The sequence below is a fragment of the Streptomyces sp. NPDC050535 genome (assembly GCF_044457665.1).
In the GTDB taxonomy this organism is placed as follows: Bacteria; Actinomycetota; Actinomycetes; order Streptomycetales; family Streptomycetaceae; genus Streptomyces.
In genome coordinates this window covers 70,220-95,243 of the sequence record NZ_JBITHE010000024.1, presented here as the reverse complement: position 1 = coordinate 95,243, position 25,024 = coordinate 70,220, and the positions used below count along the sequence as shown (strand labels likewise).

Here is a 25,024-nt window from a genome sequence, read left to right as displayed (position 1 = left end):
CTCCTCAGGCCGCGAACCCCACGTTGGTCACGTACTCGTACTGGCCCCACTGGCTGCCCAGGTCCACGATCTGCTCCACCCAGGCCTCATCGAGCGCCTGGTCGTCTCCGGCCGCCCAGGCCTCGACGACGCGGTCCCAGTGCCGCACGTTCAGCGTGCGGAAGTCCATGACCCGCTGGCGGGGGCGGTCCACCTGGGACTGGTTCAACGGATGGATCTCGACCCGGGTACCGCGACCGGCGGCGTTGAGGCGGCCGAGGAGGTGGCGGGCGACATTGTGCCGGCGCACCGTACGGTAGGCGGCTTCGATCTTCTCGAGGTTCTTCCTCGAGGGGCTGCGCCTGCCCTCGAGCCAGGCTCTGAGCGTGCGGTCGGTGACCGTCAGACCGGCCTCGCGCGCCGCGGTGCGGGCGTGATCGGTGCGGGTGAGGTAATGCAGCCGCGCCAGCAGACCACGCCGCGCGGTGACGGGGGTCGCGACATAACCCGCGAGGGCGTCGAGCCGACGAGCCACAGCCTCGAATCCCTTGAGTCCGCGAGCACCGTACTTACCGAACTCGATATTCCTGTCCGGCACCCCGCCTCCTCATGCTGCCGACATTTGACGGAACCTCAAAGGCATTGACGTCACATTGACCCGAGTCTACAGGCCTGGAGGGTGCCGGATATGGGCGCGGTGACCGCCGGCACCGGCGAATTGGGCCGGTGCCGGCGACGGGCGGGTCGTCGCTAGTGGACGGTGATGGTGCCCGCGTATTCGACGTCGGTGGCCGAGCGGCCCACGTAAACAGGGACCTTTCCTGTGGGGGTCACCCACCTGCTCTTGGATTCGTCCCAGTAGGACAGCGTGCGCCGGGTGACGGTGACGGTCACTTTGCGGCGCTGCCCGGGTTCGAGTGTCACCTTGGCGAAGCCGGCGAGTGTCCTGGCCGGGGTGTCGACCTTGGTGGGCAGGTGTCCGACGTAGACCTGCACGACGTCGGAGCCGGTGCGCCGGCCGGTGTTGCGGACCTCGACGCCGACTTCGGCGGCTTCGTCTCCGCGGCCGTGGCCGGTGACGCGGAGTCGGTCGTGGCTGAAGGAGGTGTAGGACAGACCGTGGCCGAAGGGGAAGAGCGGCTTGGCGTGGTGCTTGTCGTACCACTTGTAGCCGACGTAGATGCCCTCGTCGTAGGTGATGCCGCCGTTGGCGTTGTCGCCCTTGCCTCCGGTGTAGACGGAGGGCCCCTGGTGTTCGTCGGCGGGGAAGGTGACGGGGAGGCGTCCGCCGGGTTCGGTGTCGCCGTAGAGGATGTTGGCGATGCCGGTGCCGGTGGCGGCGCCTTGATACCAGGCCTGGAGGACGCTCTTCACCTTGCCCAGCCACGGCATGAGCATGGGGCCGGAGGTGTTGAGGACGACGACGGTGTCGGGGTTGGCCGCGGCGACGGCTTCGATGAGCTGGTTCTGGTCGCCGGGCAGGGAGAGGTCGTCGCGGTCGAAGGCCTCGCCGGTGTAGTTGTTGACGAACACGACTGCGACGTCGGCCTTCTTCGCTGTGGCGACGGCGGCGGGAATGAGGGAGTCGGGCTGCCAGCACAGTTTCATGCTGGGGCCGTAGAAGCCGGCGTCCCTGGTGCTGTACGCGACGGTGATATCGACTGCCTTGCCACCCGTGAGTTCGATGACACCGCCGATCGCGGACTCCTTGGGGCCGAAGAAGGAGTCCCATAGGAACCGGGATTCGTCGAGAATGGTGACACCGTCGACGACGATCTTGGCGGCGCCGGCCAGCAGGGTGTTGACCCGCACCAGACCGGTGGTCGGCGGGGTGATCCTGCCGGTCCAGCGGGCCGACCACTTCGCCGGCAGTCCGCTGACGGGGTTGCCCCCGCGGAAGTCGATGTTCGGGGTGGTGATGGTCGACAGCGGCGTTCCGGAGAGGTCCTCGCCCGCGAAGAACTCGGCGTGCAGGCCGGGCTTGCCGTCGGGAGTGGTGAACACGTCGCCGGGGATGGTGGGCAGGGCCACGTCTCCGAGGGTGCCTTGGGAGAACCGCACCCGGGAGGCTCCCGCCTTGGCTGTGAGGGCGTCCACGGCGGTGGTGAAGTCGCCGGGATCGACGTAGGAGGAGCCCTCCACGCCGGTCATGGCGTCCCTCCCGGCGGGGCCGATGACCGCGATGGTCCGCTTCTTCGACAGCGGCAGCAGACCGCCCTCGTTCTTCAGCAGGACGGTGGCCTGTTCGCCGGTGATCCGGGCCAGCGTCTGGTGGGCGTCGGTGGTCACCACGGCGTCGGGGCTCGCGGGCAGCGGGTTGTCGTAGGCGCCGGAGGCGAAGAGGGCGTACAGGATGCGGCGGGCCGCGTCGCGGGTGCGGGCCTTGGGGATACGTCCGTCGGTGAAGGCATCCTTGGGGGTGTCCGGGGTGAGGGCGGCCGAGTCGACGCCGGCGTTGATCTCGGCGACGCGGTCGCCGGACGGGTAGTAGTCGGTGCCGAGGTAGCCCTTGAGGCCCAGGTCGTCCTTGAGCGCGGAGATGGTGTGCGGGTTCTCGCACGCGTACACGCCGTTGATCCTCGGGTAGGAGCCCATGACCGACAGGGCGCCGCCGTCGCGGATGGCGTGCTCGAACGCCGGGTAGTACACCTCGCGCAGTGCCCGCTCGGAGACGGTGACGTCGAGGGAGTTGCGTCCCTCTTCCTGGTTGTAGACGGTGAAGTGCTTGACCTGGGCGATGACGTCGTTCTTCTGGAAGCCCCGGGTGACGGCGGCGCCCATGGCTCCGCCGACCAGGGGGTCTTCGCCGTAGGACTCGGCCTGGCGTCCGTAGCGGGGGTTGCGTTCGATGTCGACGGTGGGGCCGAGCAGGACGTTCCAGCCCTTGGCGCGGGCCTCGGCACCGATGGCGTCGCCGTACCTCTCGGCGAGGCCGGTGTCGAAGGTGGCGGCAAGCGCGTTGGGGGCGGGGAAGGCGGTCACACCGGTGTCGCCGCGCAGGCCGTCGGAGGCGTCCACGCGGGTCATGGCCGGGATGCCGAGGTGGGCCAGCGGCTCGTACTCCTCGGGGTCCACGGCGGTGACGAGGAGAACCTGCTCCTCGAAGGTCATGGCGGCGATCAGCGCGTCGGCTCGGCGAGCGGCGGACCTGTTTCCTTCCCGCCAGGGCTGACCGGTCGGAGAGGTGGTTCGGGGAGCGGCGGCGGCGACGGTGGGAAGTCCGGCGGTCGTGACGGCCGCTCCTCCCAGAGCGGCTACGGAGACAGCCACGGCTTCACGCCGGGTCATTCCTCTGGGACGCGTCATGTCGGATTCTCCTCGGTGCGCAGGCGGATTCGGATCACGAGGTGGTGCGCGACGGCCGCCCGTCGTCCAGGTGCGGCCTGTTCGGAACGTGGTGGGGAGGGGTGGCGCGGGGACGGCGGAGAAGAGCTGTCGGAGCGCGGAATTCCGTGTGGTGCCGCCGGGCTTCGGAGGAGTCAGGCAGCGGTGCGGTCGAGGTCGCCCGTGCGGAGGCGGTGTTCGCCGGGACCGACGGAGAGCGGGGCGTGGCCCGGCAGTTCGACGAGTCCCCGGCAGCCGCTGGGTACGGTGACATGGACGGCCAGGCCTGCCGCTGTCTGTTCCCAGGAGATGGCGGCAGGGCCGTACGGGGTTTCGTGGCGGGCCTTGGCCCAGGTGATGCCTCCGCCGGGGCGCGGGCGGAAGTTGATGGTGCGGTAGCCGGGCGAGGCCGGTTCCAGGCCGGCGACGACGCGGTGCATCCAGTCCGCGACGGCGCCCAGTGCGTAGTGGTTGAAGGACGTCATGCCGCCCGGGTTGAGGGTGCCGTCGGGGCGGAGGCTGTCCCAGCGCTCCCAGATGGTGGTCGCGCCCTGGGTGACGGGGTAGAGCCAGGAGGGACACTCCGTCTGGGTCAGGAGGCGGTAGGCGATGTCGACGTGACCCGTGCTGGTGAGGGCGTCGCAGATGAGCGGGGTGCCGACGAACCCGGTGGCGATCCGCGCGTCGTCCTCCAGCACCAGCTCGGCGAGCCGGTCACCGGCGATCTGGCGCTGTCGTTCGTCGGCGAGCAGGCCGAAGGCCAGGACGACCGAGTACGCGGTCGGTGTGTCGCTGGTCGTGCGGCCGTCGGGCAGCACGTACCGGGCGCGGAAGGCCTCGGCGACCTCGTCGGCGAGGCGGCCGTACCGCATGGCGGCTTCCGTGTGTCCCAGTTCTCGGGCGGACCGTTCCACGTGGCGGGCGGACCAGGCGAAGTAGGCGGTGGCGACGAGATAGCGATCGGTACGGGCACCTGCCGGGTCGTCCGGCGGGGTGATCGGGTCGAGCCAGTCGCCCAGTTGGTGGCCGGTGTCCCAGAGACGGCTCTCACCGGCGAGGCGTTCCATCAGGTCCACCCAGGCGCGGCCCATGGGGAAGTGACGGCGGAGCAGTTCGAGGTCGCCGAAGCGCTGGTAGAGCACCCAGGGCGTGAGGGTGGAGACGTCGCCCCAGGCGGCGCCGGGCTTGATCGGTGTCCACTGGGGGCCGCCGGGTATGACGGGGACGTACCAGGGGATGGTGCCGTCGGGGAGCTGTTCGGCGGCGACGTCGGTGAGCCAGGAGTCGAGCATGCCGGCGCAGTCGTAGAGGAAGCTCGCGGTGGGGGTGAAGACCTGGATGTCGCCGGTCCAGCCGAGGCGTTCGTCGCGCTGGGGGCAGTCGGTGGGGATGTCGACGAAGTTGCCGCGCATGCTCCACACCACGTTGTCGTGGAGCCGGTTGATCATCGGGTCGCTGCATTCGAACCAGCCGGTGCGGCGCATGTCGGTGTGGTGGACGCGGGCCACGACCGCGCCTTCGGTGAGGTCGCCCGGCCAGCCGCTGATCTCGGCGTGGCGGAACCCGTGCAGGGTGAAGCGGGGTTCCCAGGTCTGCTGTCCGGTGCCGTTGAGGATGTAGGTGTCGGTGGAGACGGCCTCGCGCAGGGGGCGGGTGGCGAGTTCGCCGTCCTGGAGGATCTCGGCGTGGCGCAGGGTGATGGTCGTGTCGGCGGGGCCGTCGACGGTGATGCGCAGGCGGCCGACGAGGTTCTGGCCGAAGTCGAGCAGGTGACGGCCGTCGGCTGTGGTGGAGACCGAAACGGGGTGTATCTCCTGGGTGCAGCGGACGGGTGCGCCTCTGGGGGCGGTCAGGGTACGCGGGTCTCTGGTGGCGGTGGCCACGGGCGTCCAGGTCTGTGCCGGGTCGGTGCGGTGCGGCGTGGACCAGGAGGGGTCCTGGAGGCGGGCGTCGAACGTCTCGCCCTCGTACAGGCCGGCGAACAGGATGGGACTCTCGGCGGCGTGCCAGGTGGGGTCGGTGACGATGACGGTTGTCGTGCCGTCGGTGTGCTGGACCTCGAGTTGGGCGATGAGGGACTGGTCGCTGCCGTAGAGGTCGCGGTAGCCGCCGTCGAAGCCGATGCGGCCGCGGTACCAGCCGTCGCCGAGCCATGCGCCGATGGTGTTGGGGCCCTGTGCGAGGTGGGCGGTGACGTCGTACGTGTAGTAGCGCAGGCGTTCGCCGTAGACGGTCCAGCCCGGGGAGAGGGTGTCGTCGCCCACGCGGCGGCCGTTGATCTCGGCTTCGTACAGGCCGTGCGCGGTGACGTAGAGGCGGGCGTGGGCGACAGGCGACGCAAGGGTGAAGTCCTTGCGGACCCGGGCGGGGCGGCGGTCGGTGTCCGGGTCCTGCTCCCAGGCCGCGCCGACCGGTACGGCCGTCCAGTCGTCCGCGTCCAGCAGTCCGGCTTCCACGGTGCCCGCGTCGCTCCACGCGGACGGCTCCGTGCCGCCGCCGGCCCATACCCGCACCCGCACCGACACCCGTTCGCGGGAGGTCAGGGGCTGTCCGGGCCAGGCGACGAGAACCTGGTCGGTGCCGGGTATCCGGCCGGTGCGGTGGAGGACACCGGCTCGGTCCAGCTCCAGTTCGTAGGCGTCCTGTGAGGCGTGGCCGTCCAGGACGGACCAGGACAGGCGGGGCTCGGCGACGCCGATACCGAGGCCGTCACGCAGGTGCTCGAACGTGACCGGGGCAGGCTGAAGCGACACGGCTGGGGGAACCTTCCTTGAAAAGCGGGGTGGGCTGCGATCGGCCGTGGAGGCCGGTGGGGTGTCAGCCCTTGACGGCGCCCGAGGTGAGGCCCTTCATCACCTTCTGGTTGAGGAAGAGGTAGATCACGAGGGTGCCGAAGACGTTGATGCAGATCGCGGCGAACAGGGGGCCGTACTGAGTGGCGCCGAAGTCGCCGGTGAAGTTCAGCAGGCCGACCTGGATGGTGCGCAGATCCTGGTTGTTGGTGAAGGTCAGGGCGATCAGCAGGTCGTTCCAGATGAAGAAGAACTGCACCAGGCCGACGGTGAGGAGCGCGTTGCGGACCAGGGGGAGGCTGATGGTCCAGAAGGCGCGCAGGATGCCGGCGCCGTCGATGGTGGCAGCCTCGAACAGCTCCCGGGGCACGGTCTTGTAGTACGTCGCCATCATGAACACCGTCAGGGGCAGGCCCGTGCCGGTGTAGGTGAGGATCAGCGGCCACAGGGTGCCGGACAGTCCCGCCTGGAAGTACACGGTGAACAGGGGCAGCAGGATCATCTGGGGCGGGACCATCATGCCTGCCAGGAAGACCAGCAGGGTGAGGTTGCGGCCCTTCCACACCATGATCTGGAGGGCGAAGCCCGCGGCGGTTCCCAGCAGGAGGACCAGGGCGAGGGCGGGCAGCACGGCGAGGAGGCTGTTCTGGATGTAGAGGCCGATGTTGCCGGTGGTCCAGGCCTCGGTGTAGTTGCCCCATTCCCAGGTGGTGGGAAGGCTCCAGGTGGAGTTGTTGAGATAGTCGCTGTTGGACTTCAGCGAGGTCAGGAACATCCACACCAGCGGATAGACCTCGACGACCAGCAGCAGGGTGACGACGGTCTTCACCCACAGGCGGCTCGGGCGGCGACGCCGGGGCGGCTTGCCGGCGGAAAAGGGCGCGTGGCCACCACCGTTGCGAGAACCGGCGGTCTTCATAGGCGTCTCTATGGCCATGGGGTTCAGCTCTCCGTGAGGTCGCGCCGCGAGACGCGGAAGACGACCAGGGTCACCATCAGGCACACCACGGTCAGCAGCAGCGCGATGGTGCTGCCGTAGCCGTAGTCGCCGTACGTGAACGACGTCTGGAACATGTACAGCGTCAGCGGGGTGGTCGCGCTGCCCGGACCGCCGTTGGTGAGGGCGACGATCGAGTCGAAGACCTTGAGCGTGCCGTTGATGCTGAAGATCAGCGATGACATCAGCACCGCGAACGACATCGGCAGGACGATGTGCCTGACGAGCCGCAGGCCGGAGGCCCCGTCGAGGCGGGCGGACTCCAGTACTTCGTCGGGGATGTCGACCAAGCCTGCGAAGAGCAGCACGGCGTAGAAGCCCATCGAGCGCCAGATGTCCATGATGATCAGGACCCAGAAGGCGTGCCCGGCACTGCCGAACCAGTCGATCGAGTCAAGACCGACGGCGTTCAGCGCGGAGTTGACCGGACCGGTCTGCGGGGCGACCTGGAAGAGCTTCTGGAACAGCAGGCCCACCGCCACGGTCGGCAGGACCACGGGGAAGAAGACCAGGGTGCGGATCAGCGCCGAGGCACGCTTGAGGAAGAACACGTACAGCAGTGCCAGCAGGTAGCCGGCGACGACTTGGCCGACGGTCACGACGACCGCGTACTTGGCGGTGAACCACAGGGCGTCCCGCACGGCCGGGTCGGTGAAGAGGTGCTGGAAGTTCTCCAGGCCGTTGCCGGTGAACCCCTCGATGGTGTTGCCCTTGGTGAACGAGTACCCCAGTGACCACACCATCGGCACCAGCATGATCAGGGAGTAGACGAGCAGGGCCGGACCCAGCAGGATCAGGACCGCCTTGCGGTCGCCAAGCACGCGATGCATGTATGAAGTCCAGTTCTTGAAGATGCTGCTGACGTGCGGAGCCGCTCAGGGACGCCCCCTGAACAGCCGGCCGCGTCACTTGCCGGACAGGGCGTCCTGGACGGTCCGCATGAACTTCTCCGGGCTGACGCTGCCGTTGACCAGGCCGGCCGCGTTGGTCTGGCTCAGGGTCGTGGCCTTCGTGCTGAAGAGGGCCTCGAACCACAGCACGTTCTGCTGGGATGAGCCGATCGTGTCGCGCACCTGGCCGCTCACCTCGTTGGCGGCCTCCACCTCGGTGTTGACCTTGAAGCCGGAGATGGAGCCCTGGTCCTTCAGCGCGGTGCTGCCGTAGTTCTTGGTGATGCAGGAGACCCACGCGCCGGTCTTCTTGTCGAAGGACTTGGCGCCGAGGGTGATGCCGAGACCGACGTTGGACGGGTACTGGTCGATCGAGCCCTTGCCGCCGGAGACAGCGGGGAACGGCATGAAGCCCACGTTGTCGGCGCCCACCGTGTTCTGCTTCTCGTCGGCGATGTTGGCCAGCGCCCAACTGCCCATGTACAGCATGGCGGCCTTGCCGGACAGGAACTGGTTCATGGAGGTGTCGTAGTCGATCGAACCGACGCCCTTGCCGAAGTACCCCTTCTTGCCGAGGTCCGCGACCTCCTGGGCGGCCTTCACGTACTCGGGGTCGGTCAACTTCGCCTTGCCGTCGGCGACTTCCTGGAGCGCGTCGGGTCCGAGGCTGCGGTACAGGTACCCGCTGATCAGCCGGGTCAGCGGCCAGCCCTGTTCACCGGAGGCGGAGAACGGCTGGATCCCCTTGGCCTCAAGCTTCGCCGCCGCCGAGACGAGTTCGTCCCAGGTGCCGGGCACGCTCAGACCGTTCTGGGTGAAGATCTTCTTGTTGTAGAAGATGCCCTCGATGTTGTACTCGTACGGCAGCACCTCCAGCTTCCCGCCGTACAGCGCCTTGATCGTGGACACGGCGGCGGGCTCCAACTGGTCGTAGACGCCCAGTGCCTTGAGCTCCTTCTCGAGGTCGGCGACCTTGCCCGACCTGTAGAGCTGCTGGGTGAGCGCTGGCGCGTTGCCTGCGGCGAACTGCACCGGCAACGCGTCCTGGCCGGCCAGCAGTTGGAGCTTCTGGTCAAGGCTTGCCTGCGGCACGGTCTCCGTCTTCAGCGGCAGGGCTTCGTCGGCCGTCTTGCACTGCCCCTTGGACAGCGTGGTCAGGGCCGACTTGACGGTGGTGTTCTCCGTGACGCTCAGGTAGCTGAACTCCTCGGGCGAGGAGGTCGAGCCGCCGCCTGTCCCGCCGCATGCGGAGACGAGCACGACCATCGTGGCGGCGCTCGCGGTCAGGCCTGCGAGGCGGGTCTTTCTGGCGGCGGACGAGTCGGTGATCACGGCATGGCTCCCTGTCATCATTGAACAAAGGCGCACGGCGAAGGCCTGCGGAGGGAAGGGGCGGCGGAGAGAGTTTCGTATAACGTTCTCTACGCCGAAGTGCGCACCACAGTGCACGTAGCCGAGGCAGGCGTCAAGACATTGGGCCGTAACACCGAGGAAAAGCGCACCGCATCTAGCGCACCGTGCGAGCCATCGTGTAGACCGTTGTATCCGGTAGAGAAGCTCAGGGGGCACGACGCATGCAGCAGGGCTCACAACGCAGGAAACGTGTGACGATCACAGACGTGGCGCAGCACGCGGGAGTGTCGACCGCCGCGGTCTCCAAGGTCATGCGCAACGCGTACGGGGTCAGCGCCGCCATGCAAGAGAAGGTCCGCGCCGCCATGACCGAGCTCGACTACCGGCCGCACGCGGCGGCTCGCGGGATGCGTGGACGGACGTACACGATCGGCGTCCTGCTCGACAACATCCGCAACACCTTCTTCGCGGACATCCTCGACGGCATCCGCGACGAGCTGCACAACAGCGAGTACACCGTGCTGATCGGAGCGGCGGGGTTCGGGGCGGACGCGCAGGGCAAGACGATCCGGTCGATGGTCGACCGGCAGATGGACGGCCTGGTGCTCATCGCGCCCGGCACGCCACGCGCCGAGGTCCTCGCCATGGCCGAATCGACGCCCACCGTCGTCATCGGCCACCACGACCCCTCGGACCTGCACGACTCCGTCGTGGACGCCGACGGGGTGGGCGCCGGACTGGTGGTCGACCACCTGGTCTCGCTGGGCCACCGCAACATCACGCTCGTCTCCTCCCCCGGCACCCGCTCCAGCAAGTGGGCGCGCACCCCGGAGATCGTCCTGAGCAACGGCTACACGGAGGCCATGGGCCGGCACAGCCTCACGGCACAGACCCGAATCTGCCGTACCACCTACTCCGACGAAGGCGGTTTCAAGGCCGGCATGAGCCTGCTCACCGGCGACGAGCGGCCCACGGCGATCATGGCCGGGGCGGACGTGGCGGCGCTCGGCGTCTGGCGCGCCGCGCACGAACTGGGCCTGCGGGTACCGGAGGACGTCTCCATCGTCGGCTACAACAACACCGCGGTCGCCGACCTCGCCACCGTCCAGCTCACCAGCGTCGACCAGGCCGGCCACAACATGGGCGCCACCGCCGCACGGCTGCTCATCGAACGGGTGGAAGGCCGCCGGGAGTCCGCCGTACAGACCAGCATGACCCCGCGTCTCGTCGTACGCGGCAGCACGGCGGCGCCGCGCACCTGAGGGGCGGAGCCTCTGACAATTGCCTCCGCGTATTCCGAGTCGGCCGGTTCGATCAGACGGAGTGGCTGCCAAGAAGTCGAACAGCGCGCCTCTCCCGGCGAACGATCCGGAGGCCGCCGGGGCCGCGAGCCGTCTGGAGATCCAGTACCTCGCCATCGTCGCCGACCTGGTCGGTGAATCCGATACTCCGCGCTACGGCGCCCTGCTGATGGCGGGCGCGCACGGGATCGCGGGACTGAAGCTCAGTGGTCACCTGGCGAAGGAGAAAGGGAAGGTGGACGGGGAACAGCTCGTGCGCACGCTGGTCGACGCGATCCGGGCCGGCGCCGAGAACGCTGACTCACTCGCCTGAATCCGCCCGCACAGCCCCAAGGTCAGCGAGGTGCTGCCGCTGATGTGCCTGCACGGGCCGCCCTGGGGGACTTCGTGTCCGCGCTGCAGCAGCTCTTCGGCTCGGCGGCCGGCCACCGGGAACCGGCTACTGATCGCGCCGGCGGAAGGGCTGCGGGAGTCGACCGAGCGTGGGCCGACCTGCTGCGCGACCCCTGCGGGAGCACCTCCGGCGCACGCCACGGTATCTACTACGTCCTCGGCGCGCACCGAAGCTGCGCTGGATCGCAGACCAGCAACTTCAATGGGGAAAAAGGCACAACGCTCACCCGGTCAGCAGTGCTGGAGGGTTCCGTTGGTAGCGGCGCTGTTGTCCACGTAGGGCGCGTACGTCCACCCGGTCACGGTCAGTTCGAGTCCGTTGAGGCGGTTGTAGCGCTCGAGGACGGTGAGGTACCACCTGTTTCCACCGCCGAGGTTCTCGCCGGTGTTCCAGCAGGTGGCGAGGAGTGTGTCCCCGGACCAGAGGTCCGGGACTCCGACCGTCCCGGAAGCCAAGTTGCGGCCGTTGAAGACAGCCGCCCCCACTTGCACCGTGAGCAGCGCGGACGCGGACGCGCTCCCGGTCGACAGAACCATCCCACCAGCACTCAGCGCCGCGACCGCCGTGACCATGGCGCTTCGCCGTCGTAACTTACCTCTCATACCGGCCTCCTGATCAATGCCGAATATGCACTGCTCCGCTGAGCGTGCACATGAACCCGTCGCCCTTGCGGGAAGGTCCTGCCAAGCCCGACGAACCGAGCCCGCAGTCGTACCCTCCATGAACCCGCCGCGCGACCGGCCGCCCCCTGCGCCCCTTCTCGTGGTCCGGGCCCGGTGAGGTACGGATCGCGCCGACTCCCAGAGCGTGCCGTGTGCCGCTGTGGCATGGCATGAGCAACCACTACTCAACCGGCCCGATACCTTCGTCATGGGCTCGAACGGGAGTGCTCGTCGCCCCGTTCACACTGGTCGCCGCAGGTCGGGGGCGGCGTTTCCGGATGCGTGGGGACGCGTGTCACATCGCCGACGCGGGGACACGCGGACTCCGGTTCCGCCTGCGTGCGCATGCTCCGCCGACCCCTCAAGCCCGTCCCTCCGTTTCCCCCGATCCCGACGTGATCGTGTGCGAGGTCTTGACCGTGGCCGAATCGCAGGCTTAGCGTTCCCGCGTCGATACGAATTGAAACGATTCAATCACTCGTACCTCTCCCGGACTTGGGGCGCACCATGGATGAACGCATGCCGCGACGAAGCGGAATGGCCCGGCGCACGGCACTGGCGGCCGGGCTCGGGGCGACGGTTCTGAGTGCCCTTCCCGGGGTGGCGACCGCCGCACAGGCCGCCACGGGCGCCGGGGCCAAGGGGGCGTCGGTCCCCGGGACGGCAGGGTCGGGAGTCGGGATGACGGCCGACTGGTTCGCGAGCCCGCCGCGCTCCGTGCGCCCCAAGTTCCGCTGGTGGTGGCCGGACGGTCTGGTGGACCCGGACGAGATCGCCCGCGAGATCGACCAGATCGCCGACGCGGGCTTCGGCGGTATGGAGATCGCCGCCGTCCACCACAGCATCAAGGACAAGTCCGTGCTGGACACCGCGCACCACGGCTGGGGCAGCAGGTCCTGGCGGGACGGTGTGGAGGCCGCACTGAGCAGAGCCGCCCGGCGCGGGGTGACCATCGACCTCACGCTCGGCCCGAGTTGGCCCGTCGCGGTCCCCGGTGTGACGCCCGACGACGACGTGGCAGCGCAGGAACTCGCCTACGGCCGGGTCGCGCTGGCCGCCGGTACCGCCTACGAAGGGCCCGTTCCCGCCGCCGTTCGCGAACCCGAGTCCGGTGTCACCCGCCAGACACTCGTCGCCGTGCAGGCCGCCCGCGTCGATCCGGCGAACTCCACCCGCAAGGAGACGGGCCTGGACGCGGACAGTGTCCAGGACCTCACCGCTCTCGTCGCCGACGGTGCCCTGTCCTGGACGGCACCGGAGGACGGCGACTGGGTGCTGGTCTCCTACTGGCAGCGCGGCTCCGCCCAACAGCCCGAATCGGGCCCGCACTCGTCACCCGCTGCGTACGTCGTCGACCACTTCAGCGCGGCGGGCACCAGCGCCGTGACCGATTTCTGGGACGGCACGATCCTGACGTCCTCACTCCGGCGGCTGCTGCGGGCCGCGGGCGGCGCCTTCTTCGAGGACTCGGTGGAACTGGAGACCGACGGACTGACCTGGACGTCACAACTCCCCGAGGCCTTCGAGAAGCACACCGGACGCCCCCTGTTGCCGTACCTGCCGGCGCTGGTGCTGGACAACAGCAACCAGGTCTTCGCCTTCGAGGCCCAGCTCACCCGGCAGATCCGCCACGACTTCTGGGAGACGGTCTCCGGCCTGTTCAACCAGCACCACCTCGGCGCGCTGCGGACCTGGGCGCACTCCCTCGGCATGCGTCTGCGCTCGCAGCCGTACGGTCTCCAGACCGACGCGATCGCCTCGGCGGCCCTGCTCGACATCCCCGAGGGTGAGTCTCTCGGCTTCAAGAACCTCGACGACTACCGCTGCCTCGCCGGCGGTCGTGACATGGCCGGGCACACGATCCTGTCCTGTGAGGCGGGCGCCTACAACGGCACGGCCTACAGCACCACTTGGGACCGCTTTCTGCGAACCATGGGCGGCGCGTACGCCGCCGGCGTCAACCAGACCGTCCTGCACGGCTTCTCCTACGCCACCGCGCCCCAGGTGGCCTGGCCCGGCTTCGCCGCCTTCAGCCCGTACAACGGGGTCGCCGGGTACGGCGAGTCGTGGGGGCCGCGCCAGCCGACCTGGAAGCACGTCGCGGACATCGCGGGCTACCTCGGCCGGGTGCACCGGGTGCTGCAGAGCGGCACGGCCCGCGCGGACGTGGCGATCTTCCGGCAGACCGGCTACACCGCCACCGGCATCGGCGCCTCCTGGTTCACCGCGACGGGCATCACCCTCGGCTGGAGCCACCAGTTCCTCAGCGGCCCCCTGCTCGAACTGCCCTCCGCGACCGTCAGGCGAGGACGCCTCGCGCCCGACGGACCGGCCTACAAGGCCCTGTTCGTCGAGGGTGACTTCTTCTACGGCTCCACGCCCACCCTCTCCGTCGACGACGCCGGCAAGATCCTCGCGCTGGCCCGGGCCGGACTGCCCGTCGTGCTGCTCGGCGCTTTCGACCAGGGCCTGACCCCCGGTGTACCCGCCGGCGGCGAGACCGCCGAACTCCGGACCGTCCTGGGCCGGTTGCTCGCTCTGCCGAACGTCGCGCTCGTCAGCGACAAGGCGGCCGTCGGTGACGCTCTCGCTCGGCTCGGCGTCACCGCGGACGCCCGCTACGCCACGTCCTCCACCCTCCTCAACGCCCACCGCGCGACAGCGGAGGCGGACTTCTACTACTTCTGCAACGGCAAGCACGCGGAAACCGTCAAGCCGCCCGTCGCCGCCATCGATCACGAGGTCACGCTGCGCCGCACCGGCTCGGGCAACTCGGTTCCCTACCTGCTCGACCCGTGGTCGGGCGAGGCCGTCCGGCTCGCCCAGTACACACGGGACGGCGACGACTTCACCGTCCGGATCGCGCTGCAGCCGGGTGAGTCGACGATCATCGCGCTGGGCCGCACCGGACTCTTCGGCGACCGGCACGGCTCCCTGCCGAGCGTGGTCGAAACGGACGCCGATGAGGCCGGTTATACCGCCGGGGGCCTGACCGTACGGGCGAGCGCGCCCGGGACGTACACCACCCGGCTGGACCGCGGCAGGCCCGTCACCACGACGGTCCGGTCCGTCCCCGAGGCTGTCACGCCGGCGCGCTGGCGACTGGACGTCGACGACTGGCGCCCTGGCACCAGCGCCACCCGCACGGAACACGTCACCGTCTCGGTCACCCTCGATACGCTGCTGCCGTGGTCGGCGATCCCGGAACTCACCGACAGCGCGGGCATCGGCCACTACCGCACCACCGTCGACCTCCCCTCCGGCTGGACCTCCGCCCACGGCGCCCGGCTGGAACTCGGCCAGGTCAGCGACACGTGCCGGGTGACCGTCAACGGCCGCCGCCTGCCTCCCGTCAGCCGGCTGAACCCGGTCGTCGACCTCGCCCCCGGTCTGCTGCGCCGCGGCGCGAACGTGATCGAGGTGGAGGTCGCGACCCCGCTGATCAACCGCCTCCGGGTCGCCCAGCCGACAGTGTTCGGCGGTACCGCCCGTCAGAACCACGGCCTGGTCGGCCCCGTCCGCCTGACGCCGTACGCGCAGACACGCGTGTCCTGAAAGAGAACCTGTCCAGGGGCGCCGGCTCCGCTGGAGGCGGCGTTCCTGGACATGGAGGCGCGTCAAGCTGCGTGTGCGAAAGCGGCTTTGAACGGCGGCTACGCAATCTCACGCCTGACGTGCTGCGGCGCCCCGGTAGTGGGTTTTGGCCGAGCCCGTACGTACGAGGACTCGAGCGGCACCGACGCCTCGCTCCTGCGGGTGGCTCTGCGAACGACGGAGGGCGTGCGGCACCCGGATCACCGCTCCGGAGGCGGGCGGTGCGGCTCGCCCAGGGAGGTCGTGGCGTACGTCGAGCGGCTGGCGGACGCCCCGCGTGGGACGCGCGAGTTCCGGCCGACTGCGCCGGCGGTGCTGGCCACAGGCGGGGTGGGAGCGGGATCGGTTCCGGCCGCGCCCTGGTCCCTGCGTCCGCTCACCGAAGGGATCCGGACCCGCGAGGACAGGTACACGGTCCTGACGGGCGACACGCTGACCGGGGCATTGGGCCTCGCCCGCGGTGCACGGCAGGACAGCCGTTGGTCGAGCGGCGGCAGACTCTACGCGGTGTCCTTCCCGCCCTTGCTGCCCGACGAACACACCTGCCGGGACCTCGACGTCCGCTGACGCCGTGCGCGTCCTTCGGTCTCCGGTCGCGTCCGTACGGTGGTTTCCCTGCCCCTCGTATCGCTGCTGATGTGGGGAGCCGCGCGTCGGCAGCACTCACAACAGCCTTCCGCAGCAGGGGTGGTGGCGCCCGGCGGTGTGGGAGCCCCCGCGGTGAAGGCGCGGGCCTAGTGTGTGAGTGGCGGCGTCCTCCAGCGGCCATCGGCCATCAAGGAGCACCAGACTGTGAAGGTCGAAATCCAGCCGGACGTACGCGACACCGCCGCCCGACTCGGGGCAGACGCTCCCTACGCGCTGAAGGCGCTGGCCGGCCAGCTGGCCGATGACCCTGACATGGGCCGGCCCTCGGGGCTGCCCGGCATCCTGACCGTGACGGTCGACGGCGACATGTTCGAGGACTGCCCCGACCTGTCCGTCGGCTACATCCGCGAGCCGGACCGGATCGAGATCCGGTTCCTCAGAACTGCCCCGCCCACCGAGCCCTCCCCCGAACCCTCCAGGGACGCCGATGCCCAAGAGCAGGTCCGAGAGCAGGAGCCGCCCGCGGACCCTGCTGCCGCCGCGGTCACCGTACGTCAGGTCGCCGATGCCTGGCGGCGCATCACCGGCTGGCTGAAGCAGAACGCGCCCGCCTCCTACGCCGCGCTCCGCGCCGGTGCGAGTCCCGCCGCGATAGCCGCTCTGGAAGGCGACATCGGTATCCGGATCCCCGTCGAGTTGCACGTCCTGTGGCTGCTGACGGCGGGTGACGACGGGGGCGATGGCTGGGGGTGTCTTCCGGGCAACAAGGCCCTGATGCCCCTGGACGCTGTGGCCGCCGTCCACCGTCTGAAGACGGGCTCCCAGGCCCACCAGGACCCCCTCAACGCCGATCGCCCCGAAGCGGAGCGGATCACCGTGTGGAAGGCAACCTGGATTCCGGTTGTGGCCTTGGGCCCGGCTGACAGCACGTCGGGCCTGTACCTGGACTCCGAGAGTGGCTACCTGGGTTCCTGGTCCCGCTACGACGAAGCCCCCGGCGAAGAACTCGACACTCTGGTCACCTACTTGGAAGAGGCCGCCGACATGCTCGAAGCCCCGGCCCTGGCCACGCGGGACAGGCCCGGCCTGATCGGTGAGGCGCTGGTGTGGCTCAGCGGTATAGCCCCGGCGCGGGAAAACGGGTGGGAGCCTCTGACCGGCTGACCACGTACGAGAGGCGGCGCTCGCTGCTGGCGTGGCCCCCTGCGAGTTGGGTCGCCGCTCTAGGGAACGCCGCCGCCGAGAGGCAAGTTGATCTCGGCACCGTGCGGGGTGTGAGTCGCCGACAGACGCCTGGGACTCATCCTGGCGAGCGTGGACGCCGAGCGGGGGCGTCGCTCTCTGAGTGCCGGAAGCCGCCACCGTCAACGGAACTACGTCCGGGAACCTCAGTCTTCGGCGATCCACTGGGCGAGGGAGAGCAGGGTGGTTTCGACGCTGTTCGTCATGTAGTCGCGGAGTGCGTCGAGGTCACCGCGGGTGGTGCCCAGGACCGGGTCGAGGCGGAGCAGTTGCCAGGACTGTTCTACGACGGTTCCGCGTCCCTGGGCGTGGAAGGTCCAGCTCCACCGCACGATGCCGTCTTCGGCGCCGCCGACCACGAAGGTGAAGGCGTCACCGCGGTCCGCTCGTACGACCTGCGAGCGGGTGGTCCATTCCCTGCCGTCCTTCCGGTTGTGGCCGCTGAACCAGGCGCCGACCCGGGGCCCGGCGCCCCGGTCGAACGTGACGTCGTCCGCGTTGGGGCTCCAGCGGCCGATCGCGGACACGTCACTGACCAGGTCGTAGACCCGCAGGGGTGCGGCATCGACCCATGCGCGTCTGGTGAAGGCGAAGCTCGATGGGTCCAGGGCTTCGAAGAGGTCGTGTTCGCTGGTGGTGGCGCTCAAGGCGTTCTCCAGGGGTGAGTGCGGGATGGTGCCGGGTCGGCGAGGCCCACGTCATCACCGGTCATGGTGGGGAGCCAGACCCACTGCTGCCTATCCACAGCTGGGGCAGGCTGTGCGTTTCGAGTCGGCCCATACTCAGATCCATGACCGGAAAATCACAGCTCGGGGACTTCCTCCAGACGCGGCGCTCCCAGCTGCGTCCCGAGGACGTCGGGGTGCCCACCTACGGAGAGCGTCGGCGTGTGCCGGGGCTTCGCCGCGAGGAGTTGGCCCTGCTGGCGGGTGTGAGCGCCTCCTACTACACCCGGCTGGAGCAGGGGCAGTCACTGAGCGCGTCCTCCGCGGTACTGGACGCGATCGCCGGGGCTCTGCGGCTGGACGACTCCGAGCGGCGGTATCTGCACGACCTGGCACGGGCGGACAGGCATCGCACTCGTGGCCGGCGGCCATCGCCGGAGCGTGTGACGGAGGCGACGGCCCAGTTGATGGACGTACTGACGGACGTTCCCGCGCTCGTACTCGGTCTGCGCAGTGACGTACTGGCGTGGAATCGCCTCGGACACGCGCTGTTCGCCGGGCACCTGGCCCCTGACGCCCCGGGCCTGTCCGCGCAGCGTCCCAACATGGCCAGGCTGGTGTTTCTCGACTGTCATACCCGCGACCTGTACGCGGACTGGCCGAGCAAGGCCAGAGCCGTGGTGGGAAACCTGCGTCTGGTGGCGGCTCAGCATCCGCAGGACACCGCGTTGCACGCGCTGCTGGGTGAACTGAGTGCGAAGAGCGCTGAGTTCGCCTCGATGTGGGCCGACCATCGGGTCAAGGCGTGCACCGTCGCCACGTACGAGATGCGGCACCCACTGGTCGGCCCGCTGACCGTCGTACAACAAACCCTGAGCGACGGGCAGGGCCCCAACGTCGTGGTCGCCACCACCGAGGCGGGTTCCACGTCGCGGGCCGCGCTGTCCCTGCTCGCCCAGGCCACTGACCAGCCCCATACCCAACCCACCACCCAGGACACCACCTCGATCGGCCAGGCGGCGATGCGGCCCCCGGCCGACACTGTCTGACCTCACCCGAAAGTCACCGGGCGCTCCGCCGTCACCTGCGAGCGCCCGTCCCTCCCGGGCACGGCCCACGCGCGGCCGCCGCCGGGAGCAGCCCCGGGGCCGCATGGCCCCCGGGCAGAGCCCGCTAACCAACCCATGCGTCGGTGTGTCGCTGCCGCATGCCCGAAAACCATTGAAGGAACCATGTTCAGGAAGCTCTCCATGTCCGCCGTACCGGCCGTCGTCCTGGTCGCCGCCGCTGCCGCGACGCTCACTCCGGCCTCGGCATCCGGATCCGCATCCGCGTCGGCATCGGCCCCGGCATCCACGTCGGCATCGGCATCGGCATCGGCATCGGCCGGGTCCGCCCCGCTGAGCCACCCGCGAATCGCCGCGCACTTCGACCTGGCCAAGGGGCAGACGCCGGAGAACGTCGCACTGGCCCCGGGCGGCACCGCGTACGTCACTTTCGCCCAGGGTCGCCAGATCGCCGAGGTCTCCCCCAGCGGCAGGACCCGGATCCTGGCCACCCTGCCGCTGCCCGCCGACGGCGGCATCCACACCCCAGCCCTCAGCTTCCCGCTGACCTCAGGGATCGTCCGTGCCGACGACGGCACGCTGTACTTCCTCTACGCGACCGGAACCGCCGACCTCACTGGCGTATGGCGACTGCGCCCGGGCGGCGAGCCGCGGCGGATCGCCGCGCTGCCCGCCAACGGACTGCCCAACGGGCTGGCGCTGGATCCGCGTACCCGCACCCTGTACGTCACCGACTCCGTGCTCGGCACCGTCTGGAGCGTCCCCACCACCGGCGGCACCCCCCGAGCCTGGTCCACCGCCCCCGAGCTCGCCCCCGCCGGCTTTCTCGGCGCCAACGGTCTGAAGATCCACAACGGGGCGGTCTGGGCCACCAACCTCGACAGGGGCACCGTCGTTCGCATCCCCATCCTCCGGGACGGGCGCGCCGGTTCGGTCCGGACCGAGGCCGCCGGTCTGCCGGGGATCGACGACTTCGCCTTCACCGGCCACGGGGACCAGCTCCTGGCCGCTCTCAACGGCTCGAGCGAGGTCGCGCTCGTCCAGCCCGACGGCAGCCACTCCATCGTGCTGGACCCGGCCGACGGCCTGCAGAACCCCACGTCCATCGCACTGCGCGGCGACAAGGTCTACGTGCTGAGCGCCGCTTATCTCACCGCCCAGGACCCCAACCTGATCCTCGCCCGCCTGAACGACTAGGACCCGAGGAACAGACGCCCCCCCGCGGACGCACACCGGACCGTTCCGGACCGACCACGTCCGGTCGGCTCCGGGGCCGGTCCGTCACGTCGCTCCATGTCCTCCCACCACCCACACCGTACGGAGAACCACCATGCAGAACACGCACGAGATCATCCTGGGCGATGTCGCCGTCACCCGGATCGAAGAGATGCACGGGCCGATCATGCCCGCGGACCAGTTCTTCCCGGACCTGCCCGAGCAGGCCTGGCAGGAGCACCGGGAGATGCTGGTGCCCGACCACCTGGGGGCCGACGGCACGACGGTCCACGTCGCGATGCAGACCTGGCTGCTGCGCAGCGAGGGCAGGACCATCCTGATAGACACCGGCGTAGGCAACGACAAGACCCGCCCCGCCGTCGCCGATTGGGACCACCTGGAGCTGGACTACCTCGGCAACCTCGCGCGCGCCGGTGTCCGGCCCGAGGAAGTCGACCTGGTGATCAACACCCATCTCCATGTCGACCACGTCGGCTGGAACACCCGCCTGGTCGACGGCGCCTGGGTGCCCACGTTTCCGAACGCCACCTACCTGATGCCCAAGGCCGACTTCGAGTTCTGGAACCCGTCGAACAACCCGGACATCACCGGTGGTGTCAACGAGAACGTCTTCGAGGACAGCGTCGCCCCCGTACACGCCGCGGGCCAGGTGCGGTTGTGGGAGGACGGGCACACCATCGACGCGAACCTGCGCCTTGAAGCGGCCCCTGGTCACACGCCCGGATCCAGCGTCGTCAAACTCGCCTCCGGCAGCGACCAGGCGCTGTTCGCGGGCGACCTCGTGCACACCCCCCTCCAGGTCATGCGGCCCGACCACAACAGCTGCTTCTGCCAGGACCCGGCCCAGGCCCGTACGACCCGGCGCAGGCTGTTCGGTTGGGCCGCCGACGCCAACGCCCTCGTCCTGCCCGCCCACTTCAGCGGTCACAGCGCCCTCGAAGTCGAGCACAAGGGCGGCGAGTTCGTGATCAAGAACTGGGCGCCGATCACGAAGTACTGACCCCGCTCCACCCTCGCCGCCGCTCCGGCCCCTCCGGAGCGGCGGCATCAGCGTGAGCAACCCGCACCGAGGAGTTCCGAGATGACATCCGCCGACCCCGCCACCGTCAACGTCACCACCACGTCAGGTCCCGTCCGCGGTCGCCGTCACGGCAACGGCAGCGTCTTCCTCGACGTGCCCTACGCCGCACCACCCGTCGGACGCGGGCGTTTCGCCGCACCGAGCCCGCACGAACCGTGGACCGGGGTCCGTGACGCGACACAGCCCGGACCGACCGCGCCCCAGCCCACCCGGGACTCCTTCGGCACCCTCGACATGTCGCCCTACTTCGGCCCGGGCTGGCAGCGCGGGGACGACTACCTCACCATGAACATCTGGGCCCCGCCGCAGGAAGGGCCGACCCGGCCGGTCATGGTGTTCGTGCACGGCGGAGGGTTCGTGGCGGGGTCCGGACGTGGACCCCTCTACGACGGCTCGGCATTCGCCCGCGACGGCGTCGTGCTGATCACCGTCAACTACCGCCTGGGCATCCCCGGCTTCCTGCACCTGGCCGACGCCCCGGACAACCGCGGAATGCTCGACGTCCTGGCCGCCCTGCGCTGGGTCCGGGAGAACGTCGCCCGCTTCGGCGGCGACCCCGGCAACGTCACCCTCTTCGGCCAGTCCGCGGGAGCCATCATCGTCGGCGGCGTCCTCGCCGACCCTGCCTCCTCCGGCCTGGTCCGACGGGCGATCATCCAGAGCGGCACCGGCATCGGCGCCTTCACTCCCGAGCAGGCCGGCATGGTCACCGCGGCGGTCGGACGCGAGCTGGATCTCGAACCCACGGTCAAGAACCTGGCCGGCATCCCCGACGAGCGTCTCGTCGCCGCCATGGCCGGCCTGACGGGCTTGGACCTGCGTACGTCCACCCACCACGACCCGCTCGGCGGCATCACCTCCTTCAGTCTGGTCGGCGAGCACCAGCCGGCCGCCGCGGTCGCCGACGGCCGGGGAGACGAGGTCGATCTGCTGATCGGCGCCAATCTCGACGAGGGGAGTCTCTACCTCGCCCCCTTGGGACTCATGGCGAGCACCACCGATGCCGATGTCCGGGACACCGCGGCAAGGTTCCACTCCGACCCCGACGAAACCGTTCGCGCCTACCGGGCACAGCACCCGTCCGCGTCGGCCGCCGACCTTCGCACCGCGATCCTCGGAGACGGGCTGTTCGGATCGGGCACCCGGCAGATGGCCGCCGCACACGCGAGCGCGGCGACCGGACGGACGTACTGCTACGAGTTCGGCTGGCGCTCCGACGCGATGGACGGGCAACTGGGCGCCAGCCATGTCATGGAGTTGCCCTTCGTCTTCGACCGGCTGGCCCTGCCATCCCTGCACGGCACGCGAGGACTGCTCGGCAGCACCGAACCGCCCGCGCGACTCGCCGCCGATATCCACCGATCGTGGATCCGGTTCGCCGAGACCGGGAATCCCGGCTGGCCCGTATACGAACGAGCCGGAGGCCACGTTCAGCAGCTCGGCGTCGCCTGAACAGTCAATGCATATTGCGTGGGCAATTGCCGGACAGGCCAATATCAGGTCTCGGCATCCCGACGACCTGAAGCATGATCAAGATCTACTCCCCTCACACCCTGAGGGTTCTGACGCCCTGGGGTTCATCAGGCTTTCCACTCCAAGGCGTTCAGTACGCCGGCAGTAGCAACCCGGACGGAATCTGAACGCGCATCAGTTCTCCATTGGCATGTATCGATTCCAACGCGGAGGACCGACGAGGTCACACTGTGTGGGAAATGTGCTTGAATGACGAACATATCGGCCAAGCGGCTTGAAAGAGCCCCTGACCGGTCGCGGCCGTCCTGTCTTCGCAGTGGACGGGAGAGCGTGCGCAACCCAGCGCGCGCGGGGTCGCTCAGGCACGCGAAGGCGCAGGTGGGCCACAACCGGCCCACCGCTTCGGTCCGTTCCGTCCACATCGGCGGTGCGACCCGTGCCGTTACCGGACCCTCCGACCGAGGGTCACTTTCACTGCGCGCCGCACTCCGGTCGGCAGGCCCCAGGGGGGAGCTCTGCCTACAACCGCGCGCGGTCCGCCGCCGGCGTTCGCCGAGCTGCTGCCTGAATCAAGGGGGGATGCGTGTCATGAACGAATCGGTGTCCAATTTCCACTACGGGGCCGTCACGCCGATCGCGGCCTATCTGATGGCGTGCCTCGGCGCGGCACTCGGCCTGCGCTGCACGACACGGTCCATGCTCCGGCGCGGGCCGGGCTCCCGTCGGGCCGGCTGGCTGACACTCGGCGCGGTGTCCATCGGCTGCGGTATCTGGACGATGCACTTCATCGCGATGATGGGCTTCACCATCGAGGGCTCACTCATGACCTACGATCCCGCGATCACGATGCTGAGTCTCGGTGTCGCCATCGTGGTTGTTGCGGTCGGTGTCTTCCTGGTGGGCTATCGAGGATCGAGCCCCGCCACGCTGGGCACCGCCGGGGTGTTCACCGGCCTCGGGGTCGCCGCCATGCACTATCTCGGCATGTCCGCGATGAGCGGCCACGGGAGCATCGAGTACGACCCGGTCTATGTGGCGTTGAGCGTGGTGATCGCCGTGGTCGCGGCGACGGCGGCGTTGTGGGCGGCGGTGTCGATCCACGGGCTGGGTTCGGCGGTCGGCGCGAGTGCGATCATGGGCATCGCCGTGACGGGCATGCACTACACGGGCATGACCGCGGTCACCGTCCACGTCAGCGACGTCGTCGGCAACAACCAGTCCTCGGTGAGCCTGCTGTCGTTCCTCCTGGCCATGATCGCGGGCCCCTTGACGGTCCTGATCATCGTCTCCGTGATCGTCATGTTCGACCCGGAGGTCGTACTCGGCGAGAACAACTGGAACAACACCCAGCCGGCAGGGGCCGCCGAATCTCTCACCTCTGCCCGCACGTCAGTACCGGACGCGCACCACGCCCGCCCGCCGAGCGGCTGGTAGCGGCCAGGCGCGACGGACAGCGCCCCACCACGACATGACCTGTGCCTCCTCGGGCGGCGGCTCTGATCAGCGCCGACGCCTGGGAGCCGGGCCTTGCCGGATGCTTCCAACGCGTTGGCAATGCCAGTCACGGGCGGGGTCTGCGGCGCTTTCGGGAGTCGAGCCGAGTCACGCCTTGCTGCTAGCGCATACCATTTTGCCCATGACGCAAGACAATCGTGAGCTGGACAGCCTGGTGCGCAAACGGATCCGTGCCCTGCGCGTCGCTCAGGGCTGGTCCCTGGAAGAGCTGGCCGCCCGCGCCCGACTCAGCCAGTCCACGCTCAGCCGCATCGAGACCGGGCAGCGCCGCCTCGCCCTGGACCAGCTCGTCACCCTTGCCCGGGCCCTGGACACCTCCCTCGACCAGCTCGTCGAGACCGCCACGGACGATGTCATCTCCAACCCGATGATCGACGGAGCCCACGGGCTGATGCGGTGGCCCATCAAGGCGGATCCAGGCATGACCGTCGTGCGCCAGCGCATGACCGACCCGGCGCCCGACAACCCCTCACGCCTGCGCGCCCACCCCGGCCGCGAATGGCTCGTCGTCCTCTCCGGCACGGCGATCCTGCTGCTGGGCGACCGACGTCTCCGCGTCGAGACCAATCAGGCAGCGGAGTTCCCGACGATGCTCCCGCACGCCATCGGCGCCGAGGGCGGCCCCTGCGAGATCCTGGGCATCTTCGACCGCGACGCCCGCCGCGGCCACCAACGCGGTGAGGACTCCGGTGGCACGAGCCGCCCGCCGCGGTGACGCCGACGCCGCACGCCGATATTGACGGCGATCGTGCACGCCGGGTCCTACGGCGACGGCGCCGCACCGTCCGACCGTACGACGGGGACGCAACGCCAGGCCGTACGTCGAGGACGCACCGCCGGACCGTACGACGGGGACGCCCCACCAGGAAGT

General features: G+C 69.4%; 19 protein-coding genes. 11 read left to right on the top strand and 8 right to left on the bottom strand.

Going from position 1 to position 25,024, the window contains the following annotated elements; all coding sequences use genetic code 11:
* Positions 1-4: 4 nt before the first annotated feature.
* The 6 genes from ACIBLC_RS35655 to ACIBLC_RS35630 form a co-directional block, all read right to left on the bottom strand.
* Positions 5-577: a transcriptional regulator gene (locus ACIBLC_RS35655; protein WP_399215567.1), complete on the bottom strand. Its 573-nt coding sequence runs from the start codon at positions 575-577 to the stop codon at positions 5-7.
* A 152-nt stretch (positions 578-729) separates the two neighbouring features.
* Positions 730-3,285 carry a beta-glucosidase H gene (locus ACIBLC_RS35650; protein WP_399215566.1) on the bottom strand — a complete coding sequence of 852 codons (2,556 nt, stop codon included), beginning with the start codon at positions 3,283-3,285 and terminating at the stop codon, positions 730-732.
* A gap of 173 nt (positions 3,286-3,458) precedes the next feature.
* Positions 3,459-6,056, bottom strand: a complete 2,598-nt coding sequence (locus ACIBLC_RS35645; protein ID WP_399215565.1) for a family 78 glycoside hydrolase catalytic domain — start codon at positions 6,054-6,056, stop codon at positions 3,459-3,461.
* Positions 6,057-6,120: 64 nt separating this feature from the next.
* Positions 6,121-7,032, bottom strand: a complete 912-nt coding sequence (locus ACIBLC_RS35640; RefSeq protein ID WP_399215564.1) for a carbohydrate ABC transporter permease — start codon at positions 7,030-7,032, stop codon at positions 6,121-6,123.
* A gap of 5 nt (positions 7,033-7,037) precedes the next feature.
* Positions 7,038-7,922, bottom strand: a complete 885-nt coding sequence (locus ACIBLC_RS35635) for a carbohydrate ABC transporter permease (protein WP_399215563.1) — start codon at positions 7,920-7,922, stop codon at positions 7,038-7,040.
* Positions 7,923-7,997: 75 nt separating this feature from the next.
* Positions 7,998-9,314 carry an ABC transporter substrate-binding protein gene (locus ACIBLC_RS35630; protein ID WP_399215562.1) on the bottom strand — a complete coding sequence of 439 codons (1,317 nt, stop codon included), beginning with the start codon at positions 9,312-9,314 and terminating at the stop codon, positions 7,998-8,000.
* A gap of 272 nt (positions 9,315-9,586) precedes the next feature.
* Here ACIBLC_RS35630 and ACIBLC_RS35625 point away from each other — a divergent pair, with 272 nt between their 5' ends.
* Both ACIBLC_RS35625 and ACIBLC_RS35620 read left to right on the top strand, forming a co-directional pair.
* A complete protein-coding gene (locus ACIBLC_RS35625; protein WP_399215560.1) occupies positions 9,587-10,597 on the top strand; it encodes a LacI family DNA-binding transcriptional regulator in 1,011 nt (336 codons plus the stop codon).
* A 61-nt stretch (positions 10,598-10,658) separates the two neighbouring features.
* Entirely contained in the window at positions 10,659-10,949 is a 291-nt protein-coding gene (locus ACIBLC_RS35620; protein ID WP_399215559.1) for a hypothetical protein, read from the top strand.
* A gap of 311 nt (positions 10,950-11,260) precedes the next feature.
* Here ACIBLC_RS35620 and ACIBLC_RS35615 read toward each other — a convergent pair whose 3' ends face one another.
* Positions 11,261-11,632 (bottom strand): hypothetical protein, encoded by a 372-nt coding sequence (locus tag ACIBLC_RS35615; RefSeq protein WP_399215558.1) that lies wholly within the window; start codon positions 11,630-11,632, stop codon positions 11,261-11,263.
* 579 nt (positions 11,633-12,211) lie between these two features.
* Here ACIBLC_RS35615 and ACIBLC_RS35610 point away from each other — a divergent pair.
* The 3 genes from ACIBLC_RS35610 to ACIBLC_RS35600 all read left to right on the top strand — a co-directional run bounded on the left by ACIBLC_RS35610 (position 12,212) and on the right by ACIBLC_RS35600 (position 17,038).
* Complete coding sequence (locus tag ACIBLC_RS35610; RefSeq protein ID WP_399215557.1) at positions 12,212-15,247, top strand: glycosyl hydrolase; 3,036 nt, start codon at positions 12,212-12,214, stop codon at positions 15,245-15,247.
* 282 nt (positions 15,248-15,529) lie between these two features.
* Complete coding sequence (locus tag ACIBLC_RS35605; protein WP_399215556.1) at positions 15,530-15,853, top strand: hypothetical protein; 324 nt, start codon at positions 15,530-15,532, stop codon at positions 15,851-15,853.
* A 225-nt stretch (positions 15,854-16,078) separates the two neighbouring features.
* A complete protein-coding gene (locus ACIBLC_RS35600; protein WP_399215555.1) occupies positions 16,079-17,038 on the top strand; it encodes a hypothetical protein in 960 nt (319 codons plus the stop codon).
* 224 nt (positions 17,039-17,262) lie between these two features.
* On the opposite strand, the gene ACIBLC_RS35595 is transcribed toward ACIBLC_RS35600, so the two are convergent.
* Complete coding sequence (locus ACIBLC_RS35595) at positions 17,263-17,763, bottom strand: SRPBCC family protein (RefSeq protein WP_399215554.1); 501 nt, start codon at positions 17,761-17,763, stop codon at positions 17,263-17,265.
* A gap of 143 nt (positions 17,764-17,906) precedes the next feature.
* On the opposite strand from ACIBLC_RS35595, the gene ACIBLC_RS35590 reads away from it, so the two are divergent.
* The 6 genes from ACIBLC_RS35590 (at position 17,907) to ACIBLC_RS35565 (ending at position 24,868) form a co-directional block, all read left to right on the top strand.
* Complete coding sequence (locus ACIBLC_RS35590; RefSeq protein WP_399215552.1) at positions 17,907-18,830, top strand: helix-turn-helix domain-containing protein; 924 nt, start codon at positions 17,907-17,909, stop codon at positions 18,828-18,830.
* A 183-nt stretch (positions 18,831-19,013) separates the two neighbouring features.
* Positions 19,014-20,045 (top strand): SMP-30/gluconolactonase/LRE family protein, encoded by a 1,032-nt coding sequence (locus ACIBLC_RS35585; protein WP_399215551.1) that lies wholly within the window; start codon positions 19,014-19,016, stop codon positions 20,043-20,045.
* A 133-nt stretch (positions 20,046-20,178) separates the two neighbouring features.
* Positions 20,179-21,084 (top strand): MBL fold metallo-hydrolase, encoded by a 906-nt coding sequence (locus ACIBLC_RS35580; RefSeq protein WP_399215550.1) that lies wholly within the window; start codon positions 20,179-20,181, stop codon positions 21,082-21,084.
* An 81-nt stretch (positions 21,085-21,165) separates the two neighbouring features.
* Positions 21,166-22,617, top strand: a complete 1,452-nt coding sequence (locus ACIBLC_RS35575) for a carboxylesterase/lipase family protein (protein WP_399215549.1) — start codon at positions 21,166-21,168, stop codon at positions 22,615-22,617.
* A gap of 609 nt (positions 22,618-23,226) precedes the next feature.
* Positions 23,227-24,072 carry an MHYT domain-containing protein gene (locus ACIBLC_RS35570; RefSeq protein WP_399215548.1) on the top strand — a complete coding sequence of 282 codons (846 nt, stop codon included), beginning with the start codon at positions 23,227-23,229 and terminating at the stop codon, positions 24,070-24,072.
* Between the two features lie 202 nt (positions 24,073-24,274).
* Positions 24,275-24,868 carry a helix-turn-helix domain-containing protein gene (locus ACIBLC_RS35565; RefSeq protein WP_399215547.1) on the top strand — a complete coding sequence of 198 codons (594 nt, stop codon included), beginning with the start codon at positions 24,275-24,277 and terminating at the stop codon, positions 24,866-24,868.
* Positions 24,869-25,024 lie beyond the last annotated feature (156 nt).